The organism is Gemmatimonadetes bacterium SCN 70-22 (genome assembly GCA_001724275.1).
GTDB lineage: Bacteria > Gemmatimonadota > Gemmatimonadetes > Gemmatimonadales > Gemmatimonadaceae > SCN-70-22.
In genome coordinates, this window is record MEDZ01000027.1 from 34,135 (window position 1) to 59,119 (window position 24,985).

Genomic DNA, 24,985 nt, shown 5'->3' on the forward strand with positions numbered 1-24,985 from the left:
CTAGAACAACCCCCAGCGGAAGCCGACGCGCCACGACAGGAGCGGCGTCTCCCCCTCGTTCACCCGCAGCTGGATCTCTCCCCCGGGGAGGTCGATGATGTCCCCTCGCCGCAGGTAGCGCACGTTCCCGTTGCCGTGATAGCGCACCCCGATGTCGAGCGCCCCCTGCCGCGACGCCCCGATCGGGATCAGGAATCCCCCTCCCCCCGTCCAGGCGAAGGTAGCGTCATCGTAGTTGGTCGACTTGGCGAACGGCTCGTTGTCCCACGACCCCTCCACGCTCGACTCGGTCCAGAAGACGGAGAACCCCGCGGTCGCGTTCACGTACGGGCGGATCGGGCCCGAGGGTACAGTGAGCTGCGGCCCGACCCCCATCCAGAAGATGTTGTTCGACGTCGTCATGTCGACGTTCACGCGCCCGATGGTGGAGCTCAGTGGGACGCGCTTGGTCTCGCGCCCATACCCCAGGAAGCCCAGCTCGCCCCCCAGGGAGAAGATCCCCTGCCGGTCGAGCTTGTAGTGCACGTTGCCGTCCACCCCGAAGCCCTGCTTCACGTTGTCGCGGAAGTCGCCCTGCGGCACGGCATAGGTGAACGACGCCCCGGCGTACACGGGGGAGCGGCGCGGGCCGGCGGCACCCGCCGCACGCTCGCGCCCCACCTGGAAGACCTGCGCATCGGCGGCCGCCGTCAGCATGGTCATCGCCGCCATCGCCGCGGCCGTCATCGCATTCATCGACTTCATCGCCTTCATCGCCTTCGTCGCCTTCGTCGCCTTCGTCGCCTTCGTCGCCTTCGTCGCCTTCGTCGCCTTCACCACCGCACGCGCCGAGCTCATACGAACCTCGTACCACTGTTGGAATTGGACTTGTGCCGCGCACGCATCACTTGCCCGTGTGGTACGCCGACCAGCGCGGCGATGTTTCATGGCCGAGGGGCCATCCGCTAGCTTTCGCGGGGAGGGTACACCGGGGTACCGACACCCCTTCGCACGCCGCACGCCGCACGCCGAACGCCGCACACCGCACACCGCCTCGCATGAGCTCCCCCTGGCCGATCACGATCGACGACGTCCGCGCCGCGCGCGCGCGCATCGCCCCCTACATGGCGCCGTCGCCGTTGTACAACCACCCCCTCCTCGACGAGGCGACCGGGCACGGGATCACCGTCCACGTCAAGCACGAGAACTTCAACCCCACCGGGTCGTTCAAGGTGCGCAACGGGCTCTCGTTCATGACGGCGCTGGACGAGGCACAGCGCCGGCGCGGGGTGGTGGCGGCAACCCGCGGCAACCACGGCCTCGGGATCGCCTACGCCGCCCGCGCCTTCGGCGTCAAGGCGACCATCTGCGTCCCCGTCGGCAACAACCCCGACAAGAACGCCGGGATGCGCGCGTTAGGCGCGCGCGTCATCGAGGAGGGGCGCGACTACGACGAGTCGGTGCAGGTGGCCCAGCGCCTCATGGAGCGCGAAGGCGCCACCCTGGCCCACTCCACCAACGACCGCGCGGTCCTGGCCGGCGCCGCCACGCTCTCCCTCGAGACCTTCGAGGCCCCCGTGCAGCTGGACGCCATGGTGGTCGTGGTGGGGGGCGGGTCGCAGGCGGTGGGGGCGCTCACCATCGCGCGCTCCCTCTCCCCCGGCACCCGCGTCTACGCGGTGCAGGCCGCCGGCGCCTCGGCGTGCCACGACTCCTGGCACGCCGGCCAGCGCCTCACCACCGACCGCGCCGACACCTTCGCCGACGGCCTCGCCACCCGCGGCGCCTACGACCTCACCTTCCCCACGCTCCAGGCGGGGCTGGCCGGCTTCGTCACCGTCACCGACACCGAGATCGCCGAGGCGCTCCGCACCCTGCTGCGCACCACGCACACCCTCGTCGAGGGGGCCGGAGCCGGCGGCTACGCCGGGCTGGCCAGGCTCGCGCCGCAGCTGGCGGGGCAGACGGTGGGAATCATCATCAGCGGCGCCAACATCGACGAGGCCACGCTCCGCCGCGTCCTCGACCGGGAGCTCTGACGGCCGCAGCCGGGATGACCGCGGCCCCGGCGGCCGGGAGGCGCGACGACCGGGCGATTCCCCGACCCAACACGCCGGCACTCGGCACCCCTAACTATCGGAAGCGATCACGATGACGGACGGCGCAGGCGCCGGCAAGGTCCGGCTCGACAAGTGGCTGTGGGCCGCACGCTTCTTCAAGACCCGCGCCCTGGCCGCCGAGGCCATCGACACCGGGCGCATCGAGGTGAACGGCGAGCGCGCCAAGCGCGCCAGGCTCGTGCAGGCGGGCGACACGATCCGCGTCCGGCGCCCCCCGTTCGAGCACGTCGTCCGCGTGACCGCCACCGCCGAGCAGCGTGGCTCGGCGACCGTCGCCGCCACGCTCTACCAGGAAACCGAGGCCTCGAGCAAGGCGCGCGAGGCGCTGGCCGACCAGATGCGGGCCATCGGCCCCAGCGCCTTCCGCGACCAGGGGCGCCCCAGCAAGAAGGAACGGCGCGACATCGAGCGGTGGCGCGGACGGGGCAAGTGAACGCCGCGGATCGGGGCCCGGCGTGGCGTGCACCCCCCGCCGGGGCCCGGCATGCCACCCCCCGCAGGTGCCGCACCCGCGACCGGCGTTAGGCGCCCGACCTGCGGGGCGCCTGAAGATCAGGCGCCGCCGCTCCCCGCTCCCCCCGCCAGCGCCACCAGCGTCGCCCGGTCCAGCCGGTGCCCCCCCTCGAAGGCGTGCACGCGATAGGGGAGCCCGGCCGCAACGAGTCGCCCATGCATCGCCTCGGCGTCGATCCACGCGCGGTACTCGTCGCTCGTCCCCAGCACCAGGTCGACCCCCGCCGCCGGGAAGCGCGCGCGGTGCGCCGCGAGGTCCACGTCGCCCGGAATCTCCCCCGCCCAGGCGATCACCCGCGCCATCGGCGACCCTCCCAGCGCCACCCACCGCATCAGCGTCGCCACCCCCTGCGAGAACCCCAGCGCGGTGAGCGCGCGCCCGCCCGCGAAGCGCGCCGCCACGGTGTCGAGGTACGACACGTAATCCGCGATCTCCGCGTCGCGATAGTCGCGGGTCATCCAGGTGGCCCCCACGGGGCGATCGGCGCTCCGCGTGGCCCCCGCCTTCTCCTTGTAGAAGCGGTTGAGCGCCTCGGGGGCGACGATGGCGCGCTCCGGGGTGGCGATGGCCTTGAACGGGGCAAGGAACTCCGACGCCAGCTGCCCGAAGCCGTGGATCACGATCCACACCTCGCGCGCCTGCTCGGGATCGCCCAGGACCTGCACGCGCGCCGTGCGCGCGACGGTGAGGCGGTGCTCGCGCATCAGCGCGCCTCCGGCTTCACCAGCAGGCGGCGTCCGGCGGTGATGCGGGTGGAGGTCAGGCCGTTCCACTTGATGATGGAGTCCACGCTGATGCCGTAGCGACGGGCGATGAGGTCCAGCGACTCGCCGCGCTGCACGAGGTGATGGATGGCACGGCGCGACGCCGCGATGGCGGCCTCGGTGGCGCGTCGCTCCGCCTCGGCCGCGGCCCGCAGCGCCGCCTGCCGCCGCTCCAGCACCGCCACCACGCTGTCCATGCGCGCGCGGTCCAGGGGGAGGAAGGCGAAGCGCTCGCGCCCGTCCCCCACCGCCAGCCGCAACGCCGGACGCGTCCCGAAGTCGGCGGGCCCGAGGCGCACCGTCACCGGGCGGTCATACGGGATGCTCCGCACCAGGAACTCCTGCGGCTCGAAGCCGCGGGGAAGGAGCGCCGCCGGCGGGACCCCGACGAAGAGCAGGCGCCGGTCGGTGGCCGCCAGCACCCCGTGCGTCACCCGGTAGAAGTCCCACCAGTGCCGCTGCATCACCGCCACCCGGTGCTCCACTCGCTCCCCGCGTTGCAGCTGCGCCTCGATCTCGGCGTTCGCCAGCCGCGCGCTCCCCTCGGCGTCGCCCCGGTGCACGAACAGGAGGACGGCGATCGCCGCCATGATGAAGAGCCAGAGGAGCGACCACGCCGAGGTCACCAGGAGCCGCACCATGCGGCGCGTGGAGGCCGTGACCTCGCGCCGCGTCGATCGCGGCGCCGCAGCGGTCGTCACGGGGCCGGCGACCATGGCGGAAGACACGAACGAAGCGGCGGGAGCATCACGGTCAGGCGGCGCCTGAACACCCTCTCTGTGTCGAGCGGCCGCGTACAGCCGCCGCCCTCACGCGGGAGGGCGACACCCAGGGCGTCCGCTCAGTGCTTCGCCGCTCCCGGCTCAGCCGCCGGGGCCGCGTGCTCGCCTGCCGGGGCGTGCACCTCCTTGCGCGCCGTGCTCGGCGCCATCGGGTCGGTCGGGTGCATGTACGTGCGCTGCTTGATCACCCCCGCCAGCACGAACGCCCCCACCGCCATCGCGGTGATCAGCGTGGCAATCCCCCAGCCCTGCGAGAAGTTGGCTTCCTTGCGCCCAGCGGCCATGACGTCCTCAGAACGATATGCGGTGATCGCGCGGCGCCGACGCGCGCGCGGCGACCGACAAAACTAGTGCACGTCCCCCCGCTTGCCGAGTCCACCCGCCGTCCGCGAATCCCGCAGCCTCGCCCCTGGCACTCCCCGTCGGCCCCTTCGTCTCCCCCCAACGAGGCACCCCGCCAAGCCCCTGTTCGCCCGTCCGGACGCCTCGCCGTCGGCGCGCCGCCTCACGCCACGCCGGGCTCCGCCGTGGCCCCTTCGGCAATCCGCAGCAGCTCGTCCAGGAAGGTCTGCCCCCTGTCACGCGCGTACCACGTGCGCACGTGCTTGTAGCGCTCCGCCTTGTCCATCCCCTTGCCGTGCGCCAGGTACCATTCCTGCAACGGCCCCGGGCGCGGCCCCCACCACCCGATCTCCTCCAGTTCCTCGTCCAGGACCATCACGACCGGGATGGATCGCGACGTCCCGGTCAGGTGGCTGTCCATCAGCTCGGGATTGGCGTCACGCCCCAGGACGCGCAGCTCCCACCCCGGTACCTGCTCCACCAAACGAGCCAGGAGCGGGAGGGTGTTCACGCTGTCGCCGCACCAGTCCTCGGAAAGAGCGAGGAAGCTCCACCTCCCCGGAATGGCTCGGGCGCGCTCGACGTATCCCTCGGGGACGCGTGCCGTCCGGTACACCGCGTGCCACAGCTCCGCGTCCTTCTGCACCGTGGCGAGATGGGTGAGAAAGTCGGGCGCGGCGTGGTAGACGGCGGGAGCGATTCGCATGGCGTCGGGAAAGGTGTAAGTGTTTGTGCGACAAGAAGTCTCGCGCATTGCACCTCGGCGCCAAAGGCGGGGAACTCCCCCCTCGTGTGTGCGGTATCCCCTTTCCGCGCCTTTCCGCGCGCGGCTAGCTTCGACGCTCCACGGACCCCAAGGAGCCCGCGCTGATGCACCTCCCCCGTCGAACGTCGCGCCCCATGCTCCCCCTGCGCCTGCTCGTCCGCGCCCTCCCCCTCCTCGCCTGGCCGATGTCCCTCGCCGGACAATCCATCGCATATCCCGCCACCCGCCGCACCGACGTCGCCGAGACACTGCACGGCGTACGCGTCGCCGACCCGTACCGCTGGCTCGAAGCGCTCAACGCCCCCGAGACCGCCGAGTGGATCGCCGCGCAGAACCGCGTGACCGAGGAGTACCTCGCCTCGCTCCCCCAGCGCGACGCCTTCAGGGAGCGCCTCACCGCGCTCTGGAACTACCCGCGCATCACCCTCCCCACCCGACTCCGCAACGGTGTCCTCTTCTACCGTCGCAACACGGGGCTCCAGAAGCAGTTCGTCGTCCTCGCCCGCTCGTCGCCACGCACCCCCGCCAAGGTCGTCATCGACCCCAATACCCTCTCCCCCGACGGCTCCATCGCCCTCTCGCAGTTCGAGCCGTCGCCCGACGGACGACACGTCGCCTACGCCCTCAGCGAGGGGGGAGCAGACTGGCAGGATGTGCGGATCCGCCAGGTGCGCACGGGGAAGGACCTGGGGGAGACGCTGCACTGGGTCCGCTTCTCCGCCCTCTCGTGGACGCGCGACGGGAAGGGGTTCTTCTACTCGCGCTACCCGGCGCGCAGCGACGCCGACAAGCTCAGCGCCGCCCTGGAGCACCAGAAGCTCTACTACCATAGGATCGGGACGCCGCAGGAGCAGGACGTCCTCGTCTACGAGCGCCCCGACCTCCCCGCCTGGTTCATCTCCGGCGTGGTGAGCGAGGACGGGCGCTACCTGTGGATCTACATGGCCAAGGGGGCCGACACGAAGAACCGGCTCTACGTGGTGGACCTCCGCGACCCCGCCGCGCCCGACGTCTCGGCGCGCGCCACCGCCATCGTCGATACCGACGACGGCGAGTACAGCGTGATCGGGAACGACGGCGCCACCGCCTACCTCCGTACCGACCTGGGCGCCCCCAGGCGCAAGGTCGTCGCCGTTTCCATCACGAACCCCGAGCGCGCCAGGTGGCGCACCGTCATCGCCGAGGGGGCCCACCCCATCGACGACGTGCAGCTGACCAAGACGCACCTCGTCGTCACGCGCCTGGTCGACGTCAAGGGAGAGCTGGCCCTCTACACGCTCGACGGCAAGCCGGCGGGGAAGGTCGCCCTCCCCGGGATCGGGACGGTGGCCGGGGTCAGTGCCTCACGCGACTGGGCCACCTTCCACTACGCCTTCACCTCCCCCCTCTACCCCACGACCGTCTTCCGTTACGACGTCGCCACCCGTCGCAGCACGCCGTTCGACCCGCCGGCGCTCCGCTTCGACCCCTCGCGCTACCAGACGACGCAGCGCTTCGCCACCTCCAGGGACGGGACGCGCGTCCCCTTCTTCGTCACGCACAGGAAGGGGATCGCCCTCGACGGCACCAACCCCACCCTCCTCTACGCCTACGGCGGCTTCGCCGTGACCCTCGCCCCCACCTTCTCTCCCTCCAACGTGGCGTGGATGGACCTGGGGGGCGTCTACGTCTCGGCGTCGCTGCGCGGCGGCGCGGAGTATGGCGAGGCGTGGCACCAGGCGGGGATGAAGGAGAAGAAGCAGAACGTTTTCGACGACTTCATCGCCGTCGCCGAGCACCTGGTCCGCGAGCGGTACACGTCGCCGCGCCACCTCGTCATCGAAGGGGGGTCCAACGGGGGATTGCTGGTGGGGGCGGCGATGACGCAGCGCCCCGACCTGTTCGCCGTCGCCCTCCCGGCGGTGGGGGTGCTCGACATGCTGCGCTACCACAAGTTCACCGGCGGACAGGCGTGGGCCACCGAGTACGGGTCGGCCGACGACGCCGGCGCCTTTCCGTACCTGCTGAAGTACTCGCCGCTGCACAACATCAAGGCGGGGACGTGCTACCCGGCCACCCTCGTCACCACCGCCGACCACGACGACCGGGTCGTCCCGTCGCACTCGTTCAAGTTCATCGCCGAGCTGCAACGCGCGCAGGGGTGCGACCGCCCGGTGCTGATCCGGGTGGAGACGCAGGGGTCGCACGGCTACCGTCCCACCGACAAGCTGATCGCCGAGACCGCGGACGTCCTGGCATTCGCGATGGCGCAGGCGCAGAAGCCGTAGCCTCGCGCGGGGGCGCCCGTGCGGGGCGGCGCCCCGGCCGGGTGGGCGCCGGGGCGCCGCCGGCTGCCTAACGCGATGCCGCGTCGGTCACCGGCGCCGGCCCCCGCAGCGACCGCAGCACCTTCGAGACGTGCGAGAGGTGCCCCGCCATGGCCGCCGCCGCCCCGTCGCCATCGCCGCGCTCCACCGCCGCCATGATGGCCGCGTGCGAGCCCATTGCCCCCGGGATCTCGTCGCGGAACCCCACCATGAAGATGCGCTCCGAGCGGAGCATGCTGAGCAGGGTGCGGCTCACCACCTCCAACACCGGATTGCCGGTGGCCCGCGCCAGCTCGTGATGGAAATCGCTGTCGGCGTCGATGAAGGCGCGCGACATGTGGCGCTGCGCCTCCATCACCTGCATCAGCGCGCGCAGGCGCTCCAGGTGCTCGCCCGTCCGGTGCAGCGCCGCCAGGCGCGCGATCGGGACCTCGAGGATCTCGCGCGCTTCCTGCAGGTGCTCGGGGGTGTTGCGCACGTCGCGCAGCAGGAGCGACATCGACTCCACCACGTGGTCGGTGGTCAGCGCCGCCACGAACGTCCCCCGCCCCACGTGCACCTCCACCAGCCCCTTCTCCGCCAGCGACTTGATCGCCTCGCGCACCGCGGCGCGGCTCATCCCGAAGTGCTGCGCCAGTTCGCGCTCGGCGGGAATCCTGTCGCCCGGCTTGAGCGCCGCCGACAGGATCTGCGCCTGCACGTGGTCGACGATCTCCTGGTAGAGGCGCTCCTTGGGCCGGACGGGTTCGTACGACGCAGACATGATGGGGACGACGAGACGTGCTACCGGGGGTGCGCCGGACCGCGGATCCTGACTGGTGAACGGTAGTCCGCGCACGTGGGGATGGAAAAGGGGGGAGGCGCTCGCCGCCCGCGCCGCTCCTTACATTGACACCGTCCATACGCCCCCCCCCACCCAATCGTTCGTGTCCGGACCGCCCCCTCCCCGCCCCCGCGTCCTCCGCGCCGACCCCGCCGACGGGGCGTCGTTCGCGACCGCCATCGACGAGGCGGCCGCGGTCATTCGCGCCGGCGGGCTCGTCGCCTTCCCCACCGAGACGGTCTACGGCCTGGGGGCCAACGCCCTCAGCGAGCGGGCGGTGAAGGGGATCTATGCCGCCAAGGGGCGCCCCGCGTTCAACCCGCTCATCGTCCACGTGGCCGACGTGTCGCAGGTGGGGCGCGTCGCGCGCGAGGTCCCGGCGCTGGCGCGCACCCTGGCCGCCGCCTTCTGGCCCGGGCCGCTCACCCTCGTCCTCCCGCGCGCCAGCGAGATCCCCGATGCGGTGAGCGCCGGACTCGACACCGTCGGCGTGCGCGTCCCGGCGCACCCGGTGGCGCGCGCCCTCATCGAGCGCGCGGGGGTCCCCATCGCCGCCCCCAGCGCCAACGCCTTCACCCGCGTCTCGCCCACCACGGCGGCGCACGTCGTGGCCCAACTGGGCGCAGCGGTCGACGTCATCCTCGACGGGGGGCCCACCACGGTCGGGATCGAGTCGACGGTGGTGGACCTCACCGGCCCGCGCCCCGTGCTGTTGCGGCTGGGGGGGGTGTCGCGCCAGGCGCTGGAGCGCGTGGCGGGGCCGGTCGCGCTCCCCGGCGCCGCGCTGGCCGGCGAGGCGCCGCGCCCGTCGCCCGGGATGGTCGAGCGGCACTACGCCCCGCTGGCGCGGCTGCACCGCTTTGCACCTGGCGATCGCGCCGCGGTGTGGGCGCGCATCGCCGCCGCCACCCGCGCCGGGGAGCGCGTGGGGCTCATCGCCTTCGACGCCGAGGGGGCCACCGCCAGCTGCATCATCGTGGTGCCGCGCGACGCCGCCGGCTATGCCCGCGCCCTGTATGCCGCGCTGCACGCCCTCGACGAGGCGGAGTGCACCGGGGCCTGGGTGGAGGCCATCCCCGAGGGGGGGGAGTGGGACGCGATCGCCGACCGGCTCCGCCGCGCCGGGCTCCGGGCGAGCGGCTAGAAGCGCTCCCCCTTCGCCTCGCGCGCCGCGCTCCCCACCGCGCGCACCCGCGACCACATGGTGTGGAAGAAGACGCCGATCCCCAGCACCTGCAGCAGCGACGCGGCAAAGACCAGGGCGCGGAGCCAGGGCTCGCCGTTCCACGCGCGCCAGCACTCTCCCGCCACCCGCAACGCCGTCCCGGCCGCCATCAGCCAGTAGGCCACCTGCGCCAGCCGCGGGTCGTAGCGCGTGTCGTCCTTGTCCGGGCGCGGAAAGAGCCAGAGCGCCACCCCCTGGATCATCATCATCACGAAGCCCACCAGGATGGCGTGGGTGTGCGCCGAGATGAGGTATTGCGACGGATAACGCCCCCCCAGCTCGCGCTGCCAGACGGCCACGAGGCCGAGGGCGAGCCCCACCACCAGGAAGGCGATCCCGGTCTTGATGTAGCGGCGGACGAGGGTGTGCATGCCGAACGATACCCGATCGGGGGCGGTCCCGTTAGGCGCGGGCCAGCCGCACGGCGGCGATCACCACCCCGATGGCGGCCACCGCCCCCAGCCGCGCCAGCAACACCAGCCGGCGCCGCACCGCCGCCCCGTCGGGGCGCTGCGCCAGCTCCCGCGCCTTCTGCGGGGAGAGGGCGAGGTCGTGCCACAGGTTGAGCACGAGCATGACCGTCACCAGCCCCAGCTTCCACCCCAGCGCCGTCCCCGTCGCCCCGCGCCAGAAGTCGGGGGTGGACAGGAGCCCCCACGCCAGCCACCCCCGCAGCTGCATGATCCACGTCCCGGTAACGAGCAGGACGACGACCGCCCCCCACCCCACGTAGCGGAAGCGCATCCCGACGATCTCGAACAGGCGGGCGCGCAACTCGGGGGGCTCCACGCGCCGCAGCGCCGGAGCCCCGACCAGGGCGAAGAAGATGATCCCCCCGATCCAGACCATGGCCGAGAGGACGTGCAACGTGACCAGCGTGTAGTACATCGCGAGGCTAGTCCCGGTCGACGACCGCCAGCTTCTCTTGCGCCTGGCGGGCGCGCCTGAGCACCTGCGGCCCGTCCAGCGTGCGCCACATGTTGTAGATGAAGAGGTAGGCGCCTAACGCCGAGATCGCCCCCCCCACGCCCTGCACCGGGTAGGCGCGGGCCCCGATCGTGGGGAGGAGGACGAAGCCGGTGGCGAGGATCGCCAGCCCCACATTCGCCACCCACCAGTGCACCACCGCCAGCCGGCGGCTGTGCAGCGGGTTCCCCGTGAAGCGCGGGATCACGTGGTAGGCCACGCCGAAGATCATCATCGACACGAACCCCAGGAGGTTCATGTGGAAGTGCGCCGTGCGGTACATCGCCGCGTTCGGCCACGACGACATCACGGCGCCCAGGGTGACGCCGATGCCGAACCAGGTGAGGCTCGCCTTGATGAAGGCCTTGGAAAACCAGTCCATCGGATGTTGAAGTGCCAGGAGTTCGCGGGAATGCGCGCCGGCGCGCAATATCTCGGGAGCCGCCTCCCGCCCCTGTGCGGAAATACCCGACCGCGGCGGGGAGCTTCCCTGAAATCCGGCATAACGAATATATGATTCTAACCCCCGTCGATCCGCGCCGAGCCCTCCCCCTCACCGACAAGGGGGCCAAGCGCCCCAGGGCGCTCCCCAACGGCGATGAGCTCAAGGCGCTCCTCGACCACGAGTTGGCGCGCCTCACCGAGCTGCAGGCCGCCTTCTATGCCGACAAGCGGCACGCCCTCCTCGTCGTCCTCCAGGGGCGCGACGCCTCGGGGAAGGACGGGACCATCCGCACCGTCTTCGGCGCCTGCAACCCGCAGGGATGCCAGATCGCCGGCTTCAAGGCTCCCACCGACCTGGAGCTGGCGCACGACTTCCTGTGGCGCGTGCACCAGGTCGTTCCGCCCAGGGGGATGATCGGGATCTTCAACCGCTCGCACTACGAGGACGTCCTGGTGGTGCGGGTCAAGGAGCTCGTCCCGCGCCGCGTCTGGAGCAGGCGTTACCGGCAGATCAACGACTTCGAGCAGATGCTGAGCGAGAACGGTGTCGTGATCCTGAAGTTCTTCCTCCACATCTCGCGCGACGAGCAGCGCGAGCAGTTCCTGGAGCGCCTCACCGATCCCACGAAGAACTGGAAGTTCCGCGCCGGAGACCTGGACGACCGGGCGCTGTGGGGCGACTACACGCGCGCCTATCGCGACGCCCTCCGGAAGTGCAGCACCAAGTGGGCGCCGTGGTACGTCGTCCCGTCCGACAACCGGACCGCGCGCAACTACCTCGTCACCCGCGTCATCAACGACACCCTCACCCGGCTCAAGCCGGAGTATCCGCGCGCCCCCCGGGAGATCCTCGCGCTCAGGACTCGGCTCGGGGGATAGCGGGCGCGGCGCCGGCGTCGGCCGAGCCGGCGGTCGGCGGTCGGCGGGGCGGGAGAACGCCCGGGACTTGCCGTCCGACACGCGTCGTAAACCTTTCGCGCCGGCCGGGCGACTAACCGGACGTCCTCTCCGACCGGGCGCGTCCGCCGAGCGCCCGGTCGCGCGGGGCGATGGTGCCCCGCGCCTGATCCCAGACCCGCAGACCGCACGGAGAACGCACATGGTGGCCCGAGGTTCGTTGATGGTGGCGCTCGCAGCGGGCGCTGCCCTTCCCGTGATGGCGGGGGCGCAGGCGACGCGCACCCTGTCGAAGCCCGACGCCGAGTTCGCGGAGCCGTTCACGCAGGTGACCGGGGTGCGCGAACTGAAGGATGGGCGCGTGGTGGCCATCGACTCGCGCGACAAGATCGTGCAGGTCGTCGACTTCAAGACCGGGAGCGGCGTCAAGGTGGGGCGCGAGGGGTCGGGGCCCGGGGAGTATGCCTTCCCCATGCGCATCGTCCCCCTCCCCGGCGACTCGTCGGGGGTGTACGACATGCTCAACTCGCGCCTGCTGGTCGTGCTGCCTAACGGCAAGCCGGGGCCGTTCATCACCATCGAGCAGCCGGCCACCCAGGGGCCGGGGGGCGGAATGGTGCGCATCGCGACCTCGCCCCCGCGCTACGCCGATGCGCGAGGACGCCTGTACTGGACCGGACAGCCCTTCACGCCGCCGACCGATGGCGGCCCGCCCAAGTCGGCCGACTCGGTCCCCGTGATTCGCTACGACCGCGTCACGAAGAAGACCGACTCGCTGGCCTGGGTGCGCGTGGCCAAGGGGAACCTCCAGACCAGCGGCGGCGGTGGCAACGTGCAGATGCGCTTCGGCGTCGCCAACCCCTTCACCCCGCGCGACGAGTGGGCCGTGACCCCCGACGGGCGCGTCGCCGTCCTCCGCTCGCCCGAGTACCGCGTCGAATGGTATGCACCAAGCGGCAAGAGCCACTCGGCCACCATCGCCTACGACAAGGTCAAGGTCACCGAGAAGCACAAGGAGCAGTGGCGCGAGTCGCGCAAGTCGCAGACGAGCGTGATGGTGACCGTGAACAACGGCCAGCGATCGGTGCGCACCGGCCCGCCGCCGGCCAACATTCCCGACCCCGGCAACTGGCCCGAGTTCATGCCCCCGTTCCTGGAGAACGCGGTCTTCGTCGCGCCGAACGGGCTGGTGTGGGTGAACCGCACCCGCGACGCCAGCGACGAATCGGCCGACTTCGACGTCATCGACGCCAGCGGGAAGGTGGCGATGCGGGTCGTGCTGCCGCAGAAGGTGCGGCCGGCGGGGTTGGGGAACGGGGTGGTGTATGGGGTGCGGACCGACGAGGACGATCTGCAATACTTGCAGCGGTACCGGTTGCCGTAGCGGATCAGACTCGGTGAGGCGGGAGAAGCGGGGGCGCCCCGAGAGATGGGGCGCCCCCGCGAGCGTTGTACCCCGTTTCCCGGCCGCGAACAACTGTGAGCCGAGTCGTCAATTCCGAAGTTGACATACATATGTCACGGACGTATGCTGGTGACATATGCAACGCACGACGGTCCGACTTCCCGATGAACTCATGCGCGCCGCCAAGCGCCGCGCGCAGCAGACGGGGCGCACGCTCACCCAGCTGCTGGAGGACTGCCTGCGTGCGGAACTGCGGCACCCCGTGCGGTCGTCTCGCGTCTCCGAACCCCTCCCCACGTACAGCGGCGAGGGACTCCGGCCCGGTGTGGACCTCAGCGACTCGAGCGCGTTGGAAGACGTGATGGGTGGTGGCTGAGAATGGTCCTGCTCGATGTCAACGTGCTCGTCTCCGCCATGCGCGAGGACGCCCCTCGGCACGAGGTGCTCAAGGCTTACGTCGAGCAACTGCGCCGCGCCCCCGAACCGTTCGGCGTCAGTGAGCTGGTGCTGAGCGGCGTGCTTCGCGTGCTCACCCATCCGCGCGTCTTCGTCCCCCCGACTCCCGCCCCCGTCGCCCGCGCGTGGGTCGATGCACTTCGCGCCACACCGAACATCGTGATCGTGGCCCCCGGCCCGCGCCACTGGGACATCTTTGTCGGGCTGCTCGAGAAATCTTCGGCCATCGGCAACCTGGTCGCCGACGCCTGGCACGCGGCCCTTGCCATCGAGCACGGATGCGAGTGGATCTCGGACGACGCCGACTTCGCACGCTTTCCGGGGCTTCGGTGGCGTCGCCCCGGGTGACCTGGCGCGCGTCGCTCTCCTACGCGTTCGCCCCCGACGGCCCTACCGAAACAAAGTTCCCCAGGAACGCGCGCTCGCGCTCGGTCAGCGCCGCGACCCCCTCCGCCGCCACCTTGTCCACGAGCCGCGTCACCGCCTCGCGGTTCACCGGGTGCACGGTCGACAGGTCGATGCTGCCCAGCCCCGGCACGGTGCGCACGTCGCGCGTCTCCGTGCTGCCGATGGGGGCCCGTGCCTCCGCGCGTGCGCAGCTTGAGGTAGGCGAACGCCCCCACATATCCCCCCAGGTGTGCGAAGTGCGCGACGCCATCGCGGCTCCCGCTGAAGCCGCCGAAGAGCGCCAGCACCGTCGTCCCGATCACCAGGACGCGCGCCGGGACGGGGAGCACCCCCCAGATGAAGATCCGCTCGTCGGGCCAGAACCAGGCGAAGGCGAGCATCACCCCGAACACCGCCGCCGAGGCGCCGAGGATCGGGGTGCCGGAGAAGAACATCGAGAGGAGGGCCCCCGTGACACCGCTGGCGAAGTACAGGGTGACGAACGACCGCGTCCCCAGCAGCGCCTCCACGCGCGGTCCGAAGAAGTAGAGCGCCAGCATGTTGAAGAGCAGGTGCCCGAGCCCGCCGTGGAGGAACATGTAGGTCACGATGGTCCACGGGCGAAGCAGCACCAGGCGAGGCGCGAAGACCAGCGCCTCGGTGAGCCCGGGGACGGAAAGCTGCAGCAGGTAGGCGCCGATGGTGGCGACGAGGAGGAGGCGGACGGCGGGGGTCACGAGGGAGGCATGCTCGAGAGCTGGACTTGACGCCACGTCTGTGGCCGGAGCACCGACCGACGAAGTGACCAAGATAGCATGCATGCGAGGGTGGGGTCAGCGGACGACTTCCCGCAACGAGCGGCAGTGGCCATCGGCGAGCGCGGGCGGCAGGACGCGTCATCGCCGCGTGCCGGGGAGCCTCGGAATGGCCGTGTATTGCGTCACGGCGTCGTCGCCCCTTCGCCTGCCGCCGGCTCGTTAGGCTTCGCCTGGGCTGGCGCGCATCGCTTCGGCCGTGTGTGGCAGAAGTCCGTGCGCTCGCCCTGCTGCATGCCTAGTCCACGCTTCCCTTCTCCCCAGCACTTCGTGTCCTTGCCTGAAACCGGGCGACAAAGGGACTGCCATCGGCAGCCTCTCCTGCGAGAACGAAACCGCCCGGTGCCGCTGCCACGAAGTCAGCGCGACGAGGTGGCTCCAGGGAGTATCGGTACGCCCCTGTCGTTCCGTCGTAGACGTCCAGGATGCGCGCATCTCCCCCATCACCTGATCGAAACAGCACCGCGAAGTCGGTCCCGAACGCGGCAGCGCTCTTGGTCGTCAATCTCGCCCCGCGAGCGAGTCGTTGAGCGCCACCACGACGGGTCTCGACGCCCGCGAGTGGGACGTTGGCTATCCACGATGCGATCTTCACCCCTGACGGGCCCCAGAGAGCCAGGTGCGGTCCGAAGCTCATCGTCTGCAGGCACGTCTCGCTCTCCCCATTGTGAAAGAGCATCGTCTGGCGAAGCAAGAGGGGGATACGCGCTGCATCTGCCCATGGCAGCGTCCAACTGCGTACGATGCGCCCCGCCCAATCGACTTCCACGAGCTCACGGCCGGCCGACAACGACGTGATGAGTACAGTCGAATCACGAGCGCACACGCCAAGCGGAGACGAACCGAGCGGGAAGGCGACTTCGTGCGTCATCTCACCGGACTCGGTGTATCGCCGAATGCGCCGGTTCCCGCCGTCGATCATCACGAACCCACCGGTGCGCAGAGGGGACAGCTGGACTACCGCGCCGATTTCACCCGGCCCACGCCCCGGTCGCCCTGTTCGCCAGCGCTCACGTCCAGTCTCTGGATCGAGGCCGACGATTCGACGCCGCCCCGCATCCGCCACGACGACATGCTTCTGCGTCGCGATCAGCGCCACTATGGCGTAGAACGTCGTGTCGGCCTCCGTCCCCCCGACTTCCCACAGTTGCACCCATCGACTAGCGCGGAGCCGCCGCTGCCGGGCCGAATCGAGTGGGGATGTGCTCGCGACCTCGTTGGCCGGCGTCACTGCGGCCTGCCAAGCGGTCGCACCGGACTGCGCCATGGAGTTGACCCGATTTGATGGACGCCGATCGACCCTTACCTTGGGGGGGAGGCAGTCCATGAGCAAGCGCCGGAAGCCGGGCAGCGCCACGCCGCTTGAGCGGCGGAGCTCCACGGACGAGTTCAAGCAGGAAGCCGTCCGCCGGCTGCATGAGCGGCGCGCGGAGGGCGGGACCTTGGCCGACGTGGCGCGCGAGCTGGATCTCGGAGACAATCTGCTCCGGGGCTGGGCCCAGCGGTTCACCGCGTCGGACGAGACGCGGGCGGCGCGACTGATCGAGACGCCCGAGCAAGAGCTGCGGCGGCTGCGGCGGGAGGTCGCGACCCTGAAGCAGGAGCGGGAGTTCGCAAACAAAGTCGCGGTGTACTTCGCGAAGGAGTCGCGGTGATTGACGCCCTGATCGCTCGCCACCTGGGCGAGTATTCGCTGCGACTCATGTGTCGGGTGCTCAAGGGCATGCGGGTGAGCACGAAGCGCGTCGCCCGGGTGATGCGCGAAGACGGACTTGCGGCGCGGCGGCCGCGCAGCGTCCGCACGACCGACTCGACACACGCGCATCCCACGGCCCCACACCTTCTGGAGCGGCGGTTCGACGTGAAGGGCGTCGGCGTGCATCAGGTCTGGGTCAGTGACATCACATACGTGCCGACCGACGAGGGCTGACTCTCTCTCGCCGTGGTGCTCGCTCTCGCCTCGCGGCGCGTGATCGGCTGGGCCATGCGGGACACCTTGGACGCCGCGGGCGCGCGCCGCCTGTTCGGCCGCCAGACACTCTGTGGCCGGCGCCGGCGCCTGCGCCTCGAGCTCCGATGCCCCGACTGGTCCCCACAGCGCGCTCCCGCCGAATGCCAGCGCCACGAGTAGTAGGGGACGTCTCATGATGCCGCTCCTCTCAGAAATAGTTGAAGAGCAAGCACCCGCCGAGCGTCACATTTGTGACGTAGCTGCGCGTGCTGTCGTTTTTCGGAACACCCACCGCTCGCCGGTGCGACGACCAGGAGTGATCGCCGCCTATTGATGACGCCCGACACGATATCACTTCCGGAAGACGGTCACGGCTCTCCCGACCACTCGCATGTGGCCAGATCGACTCTTGCGCGCTTTACGCGTGCGACCGGCCTCCCGTCACGGCTGACGTCTTGATATAGCATCAGCAGCGTGTCGCCACTCCACGCTGTCGCTGGCGGTGGGTCCTCAGGCACAGGTAGTGGCGCATCGACACACGCCCGCCTATTGCGCAAGTCGATCACGGAGAGGAACGCCGGTCCTCGGAACCGCGCGCCCGTGCGATCCGGGTCGACAGTCACGAGTCCGATAATCCCCTCACCGATCCACTGGAGCACCTGGGGTTGCGACACGTGATTCACTGCCTTAATGCCGAGTTCCTGATTGGCTCGCAAGAGCGGCAGGAGCTTGACCGGTGCGCCTTTTCGACGTGCAACGGGGATGTGCACGCTATCGACGAGGGAGCCATCCATCGTGAGGACGAATAGCCAGTTCGAGACCTCGTACGCCTGCGCGATCGTGTCGCCACGCGCCGCGAGCTGCGTGAGCCGGAACGCATCGGTCAGGAGCGGGTCGCCGTGTGCATCGCTCGGCAATCGACCATGGGGCTGCAGGGCGGACCCGGAGTCGCTGAAGGAGACAAAGGAGCTGCCCCTGCCCGCGTCCAGCAATCCCATGACCACCGTGTCACCGACCGCGGCCAGCCCCGTCGTCGTCTTCGCATCGAATCGCCGCCCCCATAACCACGCGCCGCTTCGCAGGTCGAACGCTTCAATCCGAAACGCCGGTCCATTCTTCACCAGCAACAGACTGTCACCGAGCACCACCATCCAGCTGGGCGACGAGAATTCGCCTGGTCCCTTCCCTCGTCTCCCGAACGTGCGTAGGAGCCGGCCATCGCGGCTGTACTCGAGGACACGCCCGACTCCAGCATCCGCCACGAGGAGTTGCCCGCGCTTTTGCAGGACGATCGCGTTCACTTTGGAGGCGAAGACGCTGTCGGTTTCCTGAAGGTCCAGGCTGTCGATCACCGTGAGCGTCGCCCCGCGGAGAGTTGGACGCCGCGCCTCTCCGATGGCGTCCTCGCCAGGGGCACACGCCGTGAGCAGCGCCAGTGCACCGACCAGTACCCACTTCGACTTGCGCCTACGCTCAGCCGCGCTACAGGCTCTCATCGGCATACCAGCCGCCTCGCACTCGTGGTGTGATGACCTGCTCGTCCATTGCGATCCCCTCTCACCGTCGCAGATTGCCATCGACTCGCCACTCGACATCATGAGGCCGACTCCGACGCCACGACCATGACAGGTTCACCCCTGCGCCTCGGCCTCCTGCCGCTCCTTGGCGCGCTGGCCGCATGCGGCAATGACTACACGGCACCCTGTACCTCGCCGGCTGGTGAGATCTCTGGCGGGCTGCTCACGCGCCTCGATTGCCGTGCGCATTTCGTCTCGGTAGCCGGTCCACGAAGCCAGCTCGCCGCCATCGCGTCCCTCCCAGCGGGATCGGCGGTGCTGGTCGTCCGCGATCCTGACTACCTCGTGCTATTGACTTCGGATACCACTCGTGCCATACCGCTGCTACTGCCCGACAGCGTCGACCACGAGCGCCCGATCGGCGTCGCGGTGACGGACGACACACTCGCGTCCGTACTCTTCTATCCACTGGGCGATATTGCGGCGTACTCACTTCCGCGCCTCTCGCAGCTTTCCGTCTCCCGCTCGGTCCCACGAGCCTCGTCGCTGGCGCCGTGGCGTGGAGGTCATGTCGTGACTCATGCGGCGCGCGATAGCGGCATCGTAGTGTCCACTGCTGCCCTCGGCCCCGACAGCCCATCGCCAGCCCTGTTCGCCGAACGCTTCAGGACCGCACCGCGAGCTGCGAATCTCTTTGGTCGCGGACTTATCGCTGCGGGTGACTCGGGTCTCGCGGTGATCTCGGACGTTGCAGACGTCGCCGTCCTGCTCAGTCGGAATCTGCGCGTGCGCGACTCAGTGACCTTCGTTATACGTCTGCGGGACGGAGCGCCCAGGGACGTTGCAGCGACCATCGCGCGGTTGGACGCTGCTGGTCCCGCGCTTTCACGCATTGGCGCATCGTCACCGGCCGTGCTCGCATTCGGCGAAGCGGGCTCGCTTCGCGTGGTCTTCGAAGACCTCGAGCTCGAGGCAGGAGCGTGGGGAAGCCAGGCATACATCTCGAGCGCGCGCCCCCGCGGCGGCACGGCCTGCGCGGACGTGCCAATCGAGGGCCCGTCCTTCCCGCGGCGTCGCTTCGCGTTTCGCGGCGACACCCTATTCATCGCCTGGTTGGATCCGCATCAGGAGACGCGCGTGGTGTTGGAGCGGCGCCTATTCGATGCCTCACGATGCGCCCCTTCGCCCTGAGCCCCTCGCCAACGCCTCCGTCACTTTCGTCCCCTGGGTGCTGCGTGTGGACAGCGGCTGGTAGTCCGTTCGCGCTTCTGCCACAGGCGGCCGCGTCCCGCCGGCAACGCATGACCACCCGTCCCCGATCCCCTGTGGCACTTATCGCGGCACACCATCACTCGCGCCCTGCCTCTGCCAGAGTACCAAGCGTGCTCCCCCCTCTCGGTCACGCTCGACCGACAAGTATCTCGAGTCGGATTCGAAGATCGCGGGAAAGCCACGAGTCGGCAGCGAGTCCGTGCGATCCCCTGCGTGGCGATACCCCGTGATTGCACCGGATGACCCGACAGAGAGTCGTGTCCAGACTTGGCCGGAAGGGGAGACCGCCACCGCGGCGACGAGTGGTCGTTCGGGCGCCATGCCGCGCTGCCGTAGCGCATCTCGCGCCGATAGCGTGCACTCGGCCATCGGGGTGCGCACACTGTAGCCGATCGGCAATTGAAGCGCAGCGGAATCCGACGCCTGCAGTCGCGCCAGCGGGAGTGAGTAGACCACACTATCACCACCCTCCGCATCCCATGACACCACGTGATAATCCGCCCCGGTGACGAAGGCCACCCTCGTCCCGCTCGCGTTCCATCGGATAGTCGGCCAGAATACCGGGGGCTCTGGAGGCAACTCCACGCGGCAGGGCATCATGATCGGGCGTGTCGTTGCGACCGGCGTGCGCGCGAGGAGCTGTGCCTCACGTCCACGCCGGATGTACAGGGCTTCCGCTCGGTGTCCAGGGGAGTGCTCGATGACCGAGTAGACCCACTCGCCGCTCGTCAGCTGGCGCAGTCCAGTCAGCAGGCTCGGGGGGACGCCGAGCAGGGTGTCGAGCGGAAGGTCTCCGAGCGCACGCCCCGTAGTGTCGAAGGTCACCAGCGCCCGTTTCTGGCCATCGACGACCCCAATGCCCTGACGGCTCCGGACCAGCATCTGCGGGAACTGTAGTTCCCCCGGCGCTCCCCCTCCGCGTGCGATCGTCCTGACTTCCCGACCCGTCGTGTCGAGCACGACGATACGTTTGGCGCGATAGTCGAGGAACGCGAACGCTCCGTCGGCCCACCGCACGCCGGCGTATCCTTCCTCGATGCCTTCGAGCACGAACGACGCATTGTCGTCGGTCGCGAGAACTGCCACGGCCCGCCACGGTTCCGCTCCCCGTGGCTCCACGTGCGTCGTCTCGCGCTGGCAGCCCACCGTGGCCGCCACGCCAACGGCCAGTTGCCACCATGCTGACGCCTTCGCACGGCGAGATGCCTTCATCTCAGAATGGCGTTGTCGTCAAGGATTCGACTTGCTGCCAGAAACGTTTGCGCACACTGGATTGGTGAAGCCCTCCTCGCCACACGCCGGTGATGGTGCCCTTCACGACGAGCACTGTTACCGGTGTGCCGCCTGAGACCGCCTCCTGCAGTAGCGCGCCCGAGGTATCCATGCAGACAGGCCGCTGTGTCTGGCGCATCAGTGCCGCCAAGGCCTCCACTGCTCTCCCTCTCGGCGCGTACAGGCCGACCCGATGCCGCAGTTCGTCTGCGACCTCGCCATGCACGTCGAACGCGGCAAGATGGTCCCGGCAGTAGTAGCAGTCCGCGGCGGAGACCACCGTGAAGAGCTCTGCTGGGGGCGTCATCCCGTCGCCATGCCGCGCCGCAGCGCAGTCGCCGCCCACGCTCCACTGCTGCCCAACGGTGAGGTGCTTCCCGGGTGAGCGCTCGTGCCCTCCGCAAGCGCCGAACAACAGGGCTATGAGCCACACGCCCCCAGACTTCACAAGACGCCGTCGACAATGGTGGACACCCGAAGCACGATAGGCGCGCCGAGCGCCTGTCTGGCGACGACCGTGACGACAGAATCTCCGAGCACTCCGAGAACACGCTCCTCGCCGGCGGCCGTCGCACATACCGCTCGTCCATCGTCTCGACACCTTAACACCGCAAAGCGATCGCGACCCAACGCTGCATCATACGTCGCTCCTGCGAGCGTCAGGGTCGACCCCGACCGCCACAGCCCGGTCCACTCAACAGTCTTGGCGCGAAAGTGATTGATGCTTAACAGATCCATCGACATGCGCGCGTCTTCTCTCATCCGCCACCCAGGTAGGGGCACACGCCGTCGCTCTTCCAGTGAGGGCGCCATGACGATCACTTCCCCCGACAACGGTTGCTTGCAGAAGACTTCGTCCGCGCTCACGACCGCCGCAAATGAGCGGAAGATCGCGGTCATTCCGCGCGCCCTCACGCTTGCGCCATACCGCGGGTCTGCTCGACACCCCCTCCGTTGCTCCTGTCCTTGCAGATCGAAGTACCGCACAACCAGTGCAGAATCCACCTCGAACATCGAATCCGCCTCGGTAGTGGCAACCACATAGCCATCCGAGACCCTCTGAACGCTCGTAACCGGCGTCTCGATCTCCAGGCGGGCAACCTTCCGCGCAATGCCTCGCTCATCGATACTCCAGATGCCCTCGTTCCCGTCGACTTCAGCGACAATGAGCGTGTCACCAAACCACGAGAGCGCATTCGGCTGCCGCACCCGTCCCTCGATACCGCCGCCGAATGGTACACGCCAGCGCAGCCTCCCGCCGGTGGTGTAGCCGTAGAGTTGGCGACTGGCGTTATCGACGATTGCGATACCTGCATCCCCGACCGCCGCATATGTGATGTCGCCGGGGGACTCCGACGTATCGCGTCCGAGCGACAAGGTCCTCTCGGTTGCCAAGGCAGCAGGCATCGCACGTGGCGCGGGTGCGTCCTTGCTGCAACCGGCACCAAGCGCGGCGATCCAGACGATCATCCGCCCTCGCCTACCGCTCATTCGCTACCATGCGCGACACAGCTCCAAGGTTCGCATGCGTCGTCTCCATTGCCCGCACACTGCTCACTGAGGTTTCGGGCAGACGACGCAATTGATACCAGGGTCGTTGGTGCATGTCACGCTGTTTCCGTTCCAGTACCCGTAGTAACTCTTACAGTCCGGCTGAGCGGGCGCATTGACCGCAACCGCCAGTATCGTCAGTCCGATCATCACGGAGACGGGTGCCATTCGCATCATCGTTCCTCCTTTTCGTTGGATGCACGATATGGTTTGCCATCGTTTTAGACGGGTCGCGTACCATTCTGGCTATAGCGCCTTCCCGGCGCCACTGTTAAGATGCGACGGGAATGCGACACGGCATTGTGGGCGTCCGCCGCGCACCCGGTATGCGCCGCATGCGTCAACCACGGCTCTCAACGCTCCGTTGGCGCGGGCAAGCAAAGGGAACCAGCCTAAGGTCTGACATCCGCGGTTCGATGGTTATGCCACGCCCTCTTGCCCTCCACGGCTTCATGCCGCCCTGCCGAGGATCGCCTCGTGCGCGCAGGGACGCCATCGTACACGGGGTTGCCGGGTTGCCGGGTTGCCGGGGTGCCGGGTCAAGTATCAAGAAGTGTGTTGCCGGGTCAAGTATCAAGAAGTGTGTAGTTCGCTACTGGGTGTTGGACGGGGAAGCGTTAGGCTGCCTGTCGGCGGCGGAGGATGTTCTTCACGTTGACGCTGGGGGAGGCGGGAATGATGTAGCGGCGCTTCGCCCAGACATCGTTGCGGTCGGCGGCGAGCGCGGTCACGAGGCGGAGATAACTGGCCTCGTTGGGGAAGATGCGGATGAAGCGGGTGCGGCGCCGGATCTCCTCGCGTTCGCGTTCGAGGGCGTTGGTCGTGCGCAGGCGGCGCCGGGCTCCGGACTCCGTGAGCACGTAGAACCCCAGGGTGTCGCCCAGGGTGTCGCCCAGCGTCTCTTCCAGCCAGGCGGCCACGGCGGGCAGCGCACGGCGCAGGGTCTGGCTCAGCGCGTGCCCGCGCTGCTCGGCCGTCGCGCGGGTCGGGGCGGCCCACACATCCCGCAACGCCGCGACCAAGGCTTCCTGCCGCGCCGCTGTGCTCACCCGGCTGAGGGCGTTCCACAGGTAGTGCACCTGGCAGCGCCGAGGCACCGCGTCGGGGACGTGCCGTTGCACCGCCGCCTTGAGCCCCGCATGCTCGTCGCTCACCACGTAGTGCACGCCGTGCAGGTCGCGCTGGTGCAGGTCCCGGAACACCCGGCTCCACACCGGTCCGCTCCCCGCGTTGCCGACCCAGAAGCCGAGATATTCGCGATGCCGTTCGCGCCGACGCCCAGCACCCAGAGCACGGCCGTCGACAGGACCTGGCCTTCGCGACGGATCCGTTCATAGTGGGCGTCGATGATGAGCTGCGGATACGCCTGCGCATCCAGTCGGCGCGCGCGCCAGCCGGCCAGCGTGCCATCGAGTTGTTTGGTCGCCCAACTGACCGTGCTGGCCCTCACCGTCTCGCCGCACAGCGTCTCCACCAATTGGCGCACCTTCCGGGTCGAGACGCCCTGCAGATCGCACTCGGCGAGCGTGCGCACCAGCGCTTGCTCATGGCGCTGGTAGCGCGCGAAGACGGTGGCTCGAACAGGCGGGCCCGGTCGCGGGGGACCTGCAGCGCCAGATTGCCCACGCGTGTGACGAGCGTGCGTGGTCGCGTCCCGTTGCTCACACCTGCCCGCGCGGCCGTGCGCTCGAACGGGGCGGCGCCGAGAAGGCGGGTGAACTCGTCATGGAGCGTCTAACGGAGCATCGTCTGCCGCACCGTCCGGAGCAGATGGACGGTGGCCGTTTCGTCTTCTACCAACGTAACAGCTCCGTCCTCCGAACAACACACATCGAAGCACGCGACTCGTTGCCCAGCCTGCTGTCGCAAAGTTGACGCAACCCCGCGCTTGCCTCGGCGCCAGGTCGCGCGAACCTTTGGCATCGCGGATGATGTATTCGCGTACGACGAGGCCCGCCCCTGGAGCGGCAGCCTTGCGCGAGTGAACGAGGAGCCACCGCATCCGGCGTACACCCTTGACCTCCGCTCGGCGATGACACAGACCGTTCGCGTCCACGCACGCGCCGCGATCACGACGTCGCTGCTGGCACTGACCGACACACTGCCGGCCGTGTCCGTCCTTACGGCGCAGCACGCACCGATCGTCCCGATGCGTAAACCACCTCGCATGCAAGAGTCCACCCAACTGGTACAGCGCATCCGCATCCGCTCGCTGTCCGGCGACGCGGATGCGTTCGGAAGCATCACCTTCGCCGCGTTACGCCGCAACCGCGAGATCGTGGTCGCCGACGACCAGACACATCGCGTCAGCGTATTCGGCCCGGATGGAAAGCTGAAGCGGCATCTCGGCGGACGCGGACAAGGTCCCGGGGAGTTCGAGCTCCATGGCTGATCGCAGCCCTCGCCGGCGACAGCCTCGCCGTATGGGACG

The 24,985-nt window shown here is 69.3% G+C and carries 28 protein-coding genes and 1 pseudogene; 14 read left to right on the forward strand and 15 right to left on the reverse strand.

Translation table 11 applies throughout. The features are described 5' to 3' along the window. Positions 1-837, reverse strand: a complete 837-nt coding sequence (locus tag ABS52_13645) for a hypothetical protein (protein ID ODT02463.1) — start codon at positions 835-837, stop codon at positions 1-3. Positions 838-1,037: 200 nt separating this feature from the next. On the opposite strand from ABS52_13645, the gene ABS52_13650 reads away from it, so the two are divergent. Then, entirely contained in the window at positions 1,038-2,018 is a 981-nt protein-coding gene (locus ABS52_13650) for a serine/threonine dehydratase (protein ODT02464.1), read from the forward strand. 112 nt (positions 2,019-2,130) lie between these two features. Beyond that, the gene (locus ABS52_13655) at positions 2,131-2,532 is read left to right on the forward strand and encodes a hypothetical protein (GenBank protein ID ODT02465.1); all 402 of its coding nucleotides are present in this window, start codon (positions 2,131-2,133) and stop codon (positions 2,530-2,532) included. A 119-nt stretch (positions 2,533-2,651) separates the two neighbouring features. Here the strand turns inward: ABS52_13655 and ABS52_13660 are convergent, their stop codons facing one another. The 4 genes from ABS52_13660 to ABS52_13675 form a co-directional block, all read right to left on the reverse strand. Then, entirely contained in the window at positions 2,652-3,317 is a 666-nt protein-coding gene (locus ABS52_13660; protein ODT02466.1) for a hypothetical protein, read from the reverse strand. Continuing rightward, positions 3,317-4,093, reverse strand: a complete 777-nt coding sequence (locus ABS52_13665; GenBank protein ODT02467.1) for a hypothetical protein — start codon at positions 4,091-4,093, stop codon at positions 3,317-3,319. The genes ABS52_13660 and ABS52_13665 overlap by 1 nt, the downstream gene beginning before the upstream one ends. 125 nt (positions 4,094-4,218) lie before the next feature. After that, the gene (locus tag ABS52_13670; protein ID ODT02468.1) at positions 4,219-4,443 is read right to left on the reverse strand and encodes a hypothetical protein; all 225 of its coding nucleotides are present in this window, start codon (positions 4,441-4,443) and stop codon (positions 4,219-4,221) included. Positions 4,444-4,664: 221 nt separating this feature from the next. After that, entirely contained in the window at positions 4,665-5,207 is a 543-nt protein-coding gene (locus ABS52_13675; GenBank protein ODT02469.1) for a hypothetical protein, read from the reverse strand. Positions 5,208-5,401: 194 nt separating this feature from the next. Here ABS52_13675 and ABS52_13680 point away from each other — a divergent pair, with 194 nt between their 5' ends. Beyond that, on the forward strand, positions 5,402-7,534 hold the full coding sequence (locus ABS52_13680; GenBank protein ODT02498.1) for a hypothetical protein: 2,133 nt from the start codon (positions 5,402-5,404) through the stop codon (positions 7,532-7,534). Between the two features lie 67 nt (positions 7,535-7,601). Here ABS52_13680 and ABS52_13685 read toward each other — a convergent pair whose 3' ends face one another. Continuing rightward, the gene (locus tag ABS52_13685) at positions 7,602-8,336 is read right to left on the reverse strand and encodes a hypothetical protein (GenBank protein ODT02470.1); all 735 of its coding nucleotides are present in this window, start codon (positions 8,334-8,336) and stop codon (positions 7,602-7,604) included. Between the two features lie 238 nt (positions 8,337-8,574). Here ABS52_13685 and ABS52_13690 point away from each other — a divergent pair, with 238 nt between their 5' ends. Then, on the forward strand, positions 8,575-9,540 hold the full coding sequence (locus tag ABS52_13690; protein ODT02499.1) for a threonylcarbamoyl-AMP synthase: 966 nt from the start codon (positions 8,575-8,577) through the stop codon (positions 9,538-9,540). Here ABS52_13690 and ABS52_13695 read toward each other — a convergent pair. From ABS52_13695 to ABS52_13705, 3 genes are read right to left on the reverse strand one after another with little or no spacing between them, the layout of a single operon-like run. Further along, positions 9,537-9,992, reverse strand: a complete 456-nt coding sequence (locus ABS52_13695) for a hypothetical protein (GenBank protein ID ODT02471.1) — start codon at positions 9,990-9,992, stop codon at positions 9,537-9,539. The two genes, ABS52_13690 and ABS52_13695, sit on opposite strands and share 4 nt — an antisense overlap. Positions 9,993-10,023: 31 nt before the next feature. After that, positions 10,024-10,509, reverse strand: a complete 486-nt coding sequence (locus tag ABS52_13700; protein ODT02472.1) for a hypothetical protein — start codon at positions 10,507-10,509, stop codon at positions 10,024-10,026. A 7-nt stretch (positions 10,510-10,516) separates the two neighbouring features. Further along, the gene (locus ABS52_13705) at positions 10,517-10,969 is read right to left on the reverse strand and encodes a hypothetical protein (GenBank protein ODT02473.1); all 453 of its coding nucleotides are present in this window, start codon (positions 10,967-10,969) and stop codon (positions 10,517-10,519) included. A 131-nt stretch (positions 10,970-11,100) separates the two neighbouring features. On the opposite strand from ABS52_13705, the gene ABS52_13710 reads away from it, so the two are divergent. The 4 genes from ABS52_13710 to ABS52_13725 all read left to right on the forward strand — a co-directional run bounded on the left by ABS52_13710 (position 11,101) and on the right by ABS52_13725 (position 14,137). Next, entirely contained in the window at positions 11,101-11,910 is an 810-nt protein-coding gene (locus ABS52_13710; protein ODT02474.1) for a polyphosphate kinase, read from the forward strand. Positions 11,911-12,187: 277 nt separating this feature from the next. Further along, complete coding sequence (locus ABS52_13715) at positions 12,188-13,312, forward strand: hypothetical protein (protein ODT02475.1); 1,125 nt, start codon at positions 12,188-12,190, stop codon at positions 13,310-13,312. A gap of 157 nt (positions 13,313-13,469) precedes the next feature. Beyond that, complete coding sequence (locus ABS52_13720; GenBank protein ODT02476.1) at positions 13,470-13,709, forward strand: hypothetical protein; 240 nt, start codon at positions 13,470-13,472, stop codon at positions 13,707-13,709. A gap of 2 nt (positions 13,710-13,711) precedes the next feature. Further along, entirely contained in the window at positions 13,712-14,137 is a 426-nt protein-coding gene (locus ABS52_13725; GenBank protein ID ODT02477.1) for a hypothetical protein, read from the forward strand. Between the two features lie 19 nt (positions 14,138-14,156). Here ABS52_13725 and ABS52_13730 read toward each other — a convergent pair whose 3' ends face one another. Beyond that, entirely contained in the window at positions 14,157-14,414 is a 258-nt protein-coding gene (locus tag ABS52_13730) for a hypothetical protein (GenBank protein ODT02478.1), read from the reverse strand. Positions 14,415-14,533: 119 nt separating this feature from the next. Between ABS52_13730 and ABS52_13735 the strand changes: the two genes are divergently transcribed. The 4 genes from ABS52_13735 to ABS52_13750 all read left to right on the forward strand — a co-directional run bounded on the left by ABS52_13735 (position 14,534) and on the right by ABS52_13750 (position 17,122). Continuing rightward, positions 14,534-14,725, forward strand: coding sequence for a hypothetical protein (locus tag ABS52_13735; GenBank protein ID ODT02479.1), 192 nt, complete (start codon positions 14,534-14,536; stop codon positions 14,723-14,725). A gap of 1,591 nt (positions 14,726-16,316) precedes the next feature. Next, positions 16,317-16,646 (forward strand): hypothetical protein, encoded by a 330-nt coding sequence (locus ABS52_13740; protein ID ODT02500.1) that lies wholly within the window; start codon positions 16,317-16,319, stop codon positions 16,644-16,646. Beyond that, on the forward strand, positions 16,643-16,921 hold the full coding sequence (locus ABS52_13745; GenBank protein ID ODT02480.1) for a hypothetical protein: 279 nt from the start codon (positions 16,643-16,645) through the stop codon (positions 16,919-16,921). Before ABS52_13740 ends, ABS52_13745 begins: the two co-directional genes overlap by 4 nt. Before the next feature lie 12 nt (positions 16,922-16,933). Continuing rightward, positions 16,934-17,122 (forward strand): hypothetical protein, encoded by a 189-nt coding sequence (locus tag ABS52_13750; GenBank protein ID ODT02481.1) that lies wholly within the window; start codon positions 16,934-16,936, stop codon positions 17,120-17,122. A 188-nt stretch (positions 17,123-17,310) separates the two neighbouring features. Here the strand turns inward: ABS52_13750 and ABS52_13755 are convergent, their stop codons facing one another. Beyond that, complete coding sequence (locus ABS52_13755; protein ODT02482.1) at positions 17,311-18,444, reverse strand: hypothetical protein; 1,134 nt, start codon at positions 18,442-18,444, stop codon at positions 17,311-17,313. Between the two features lie 927 nt (positions 18,445-19,371). On the opposite strand from ABS52_13755, the gene ABS52_13760 reads away from it, so the two are divergent. After that, entirely contained in the window at positions 19,372-19,650 is a 279-nt protein-coding gene (locus ABS52_13760; protein ODT02483.1) for a hypothetical protein, read from the forward strand. A gap of 141 nt (positions 19,651-19,791) precedes the next feature. On the opposite strand, the gene ABS52_13765 is transcribed toward ABS52_13760, so the two are convergent. The 4 genes and pseudogenes from ABS52_13765 to ABS52_13780 all read right to left on the reverse strand — a co-directional run bounded on the left by ABS52_13765 (position 19,792) and on the right by ABS52_13780 (position 24,384). After that, entirely contained in the window at positions 19,792-20,943 is a 1,152-nt protein-coding gene (locus tag ABS52_13765; GenBank protein ID ODT02484.1) for a hypothetical protein, read from the reverse strand. A gap of 1 nt (position 20,944) precedes the next feature. Then, the gene (locus ABS52_13770; protein ODT02485.1) at positions 20,945-21,451 is read right to left on the reverse strand and encodes a hypothetical protein; all 507 of its coding nucleotides are present in this window, start codon (positions 21,449-21,451) and stop codon (positions 20,945-20,947) included. Beyond that, positions 21,448-22,473 (reverse strand): hypothetical protein, encoded by a 1,026-nt coding sequence (locus tag ABS52_13775; protein ODT02486.1) that lies wholly within the window; start codon positions 22,471-22,473, stop codon positions 21,448-21,450. Before ABS52_13775 ends, ABS52_13770 begins: the two co-directional genes overlap by 4 nt. Positions 22,474-23,171: 698 nt before the next feature. Then, a pseudogene (locus tag ABS52_13780) lies at positions 23,172-24,384 on the reverse strand (hypothetical protein). Between the two features lie 58 nt (positions 24,385-24,442). On the opposite strand from ABS52_13780, the gene ABS52_13785 reads away from it, so the two are divergent. Further along, the gene (locus ABS52_13785; protein ID ODT02487.1) at positions 24,443-24,946 is read left to right on the forward strand and encodes a hypothetical protein; all 504 of its coding nucleotides are present in this window, start codon (positions 24,443-24,445) and stop codon (positions 24,944-24,946) included. Positions 24,947-24,985: the final 39 nt, after the last annotated feature.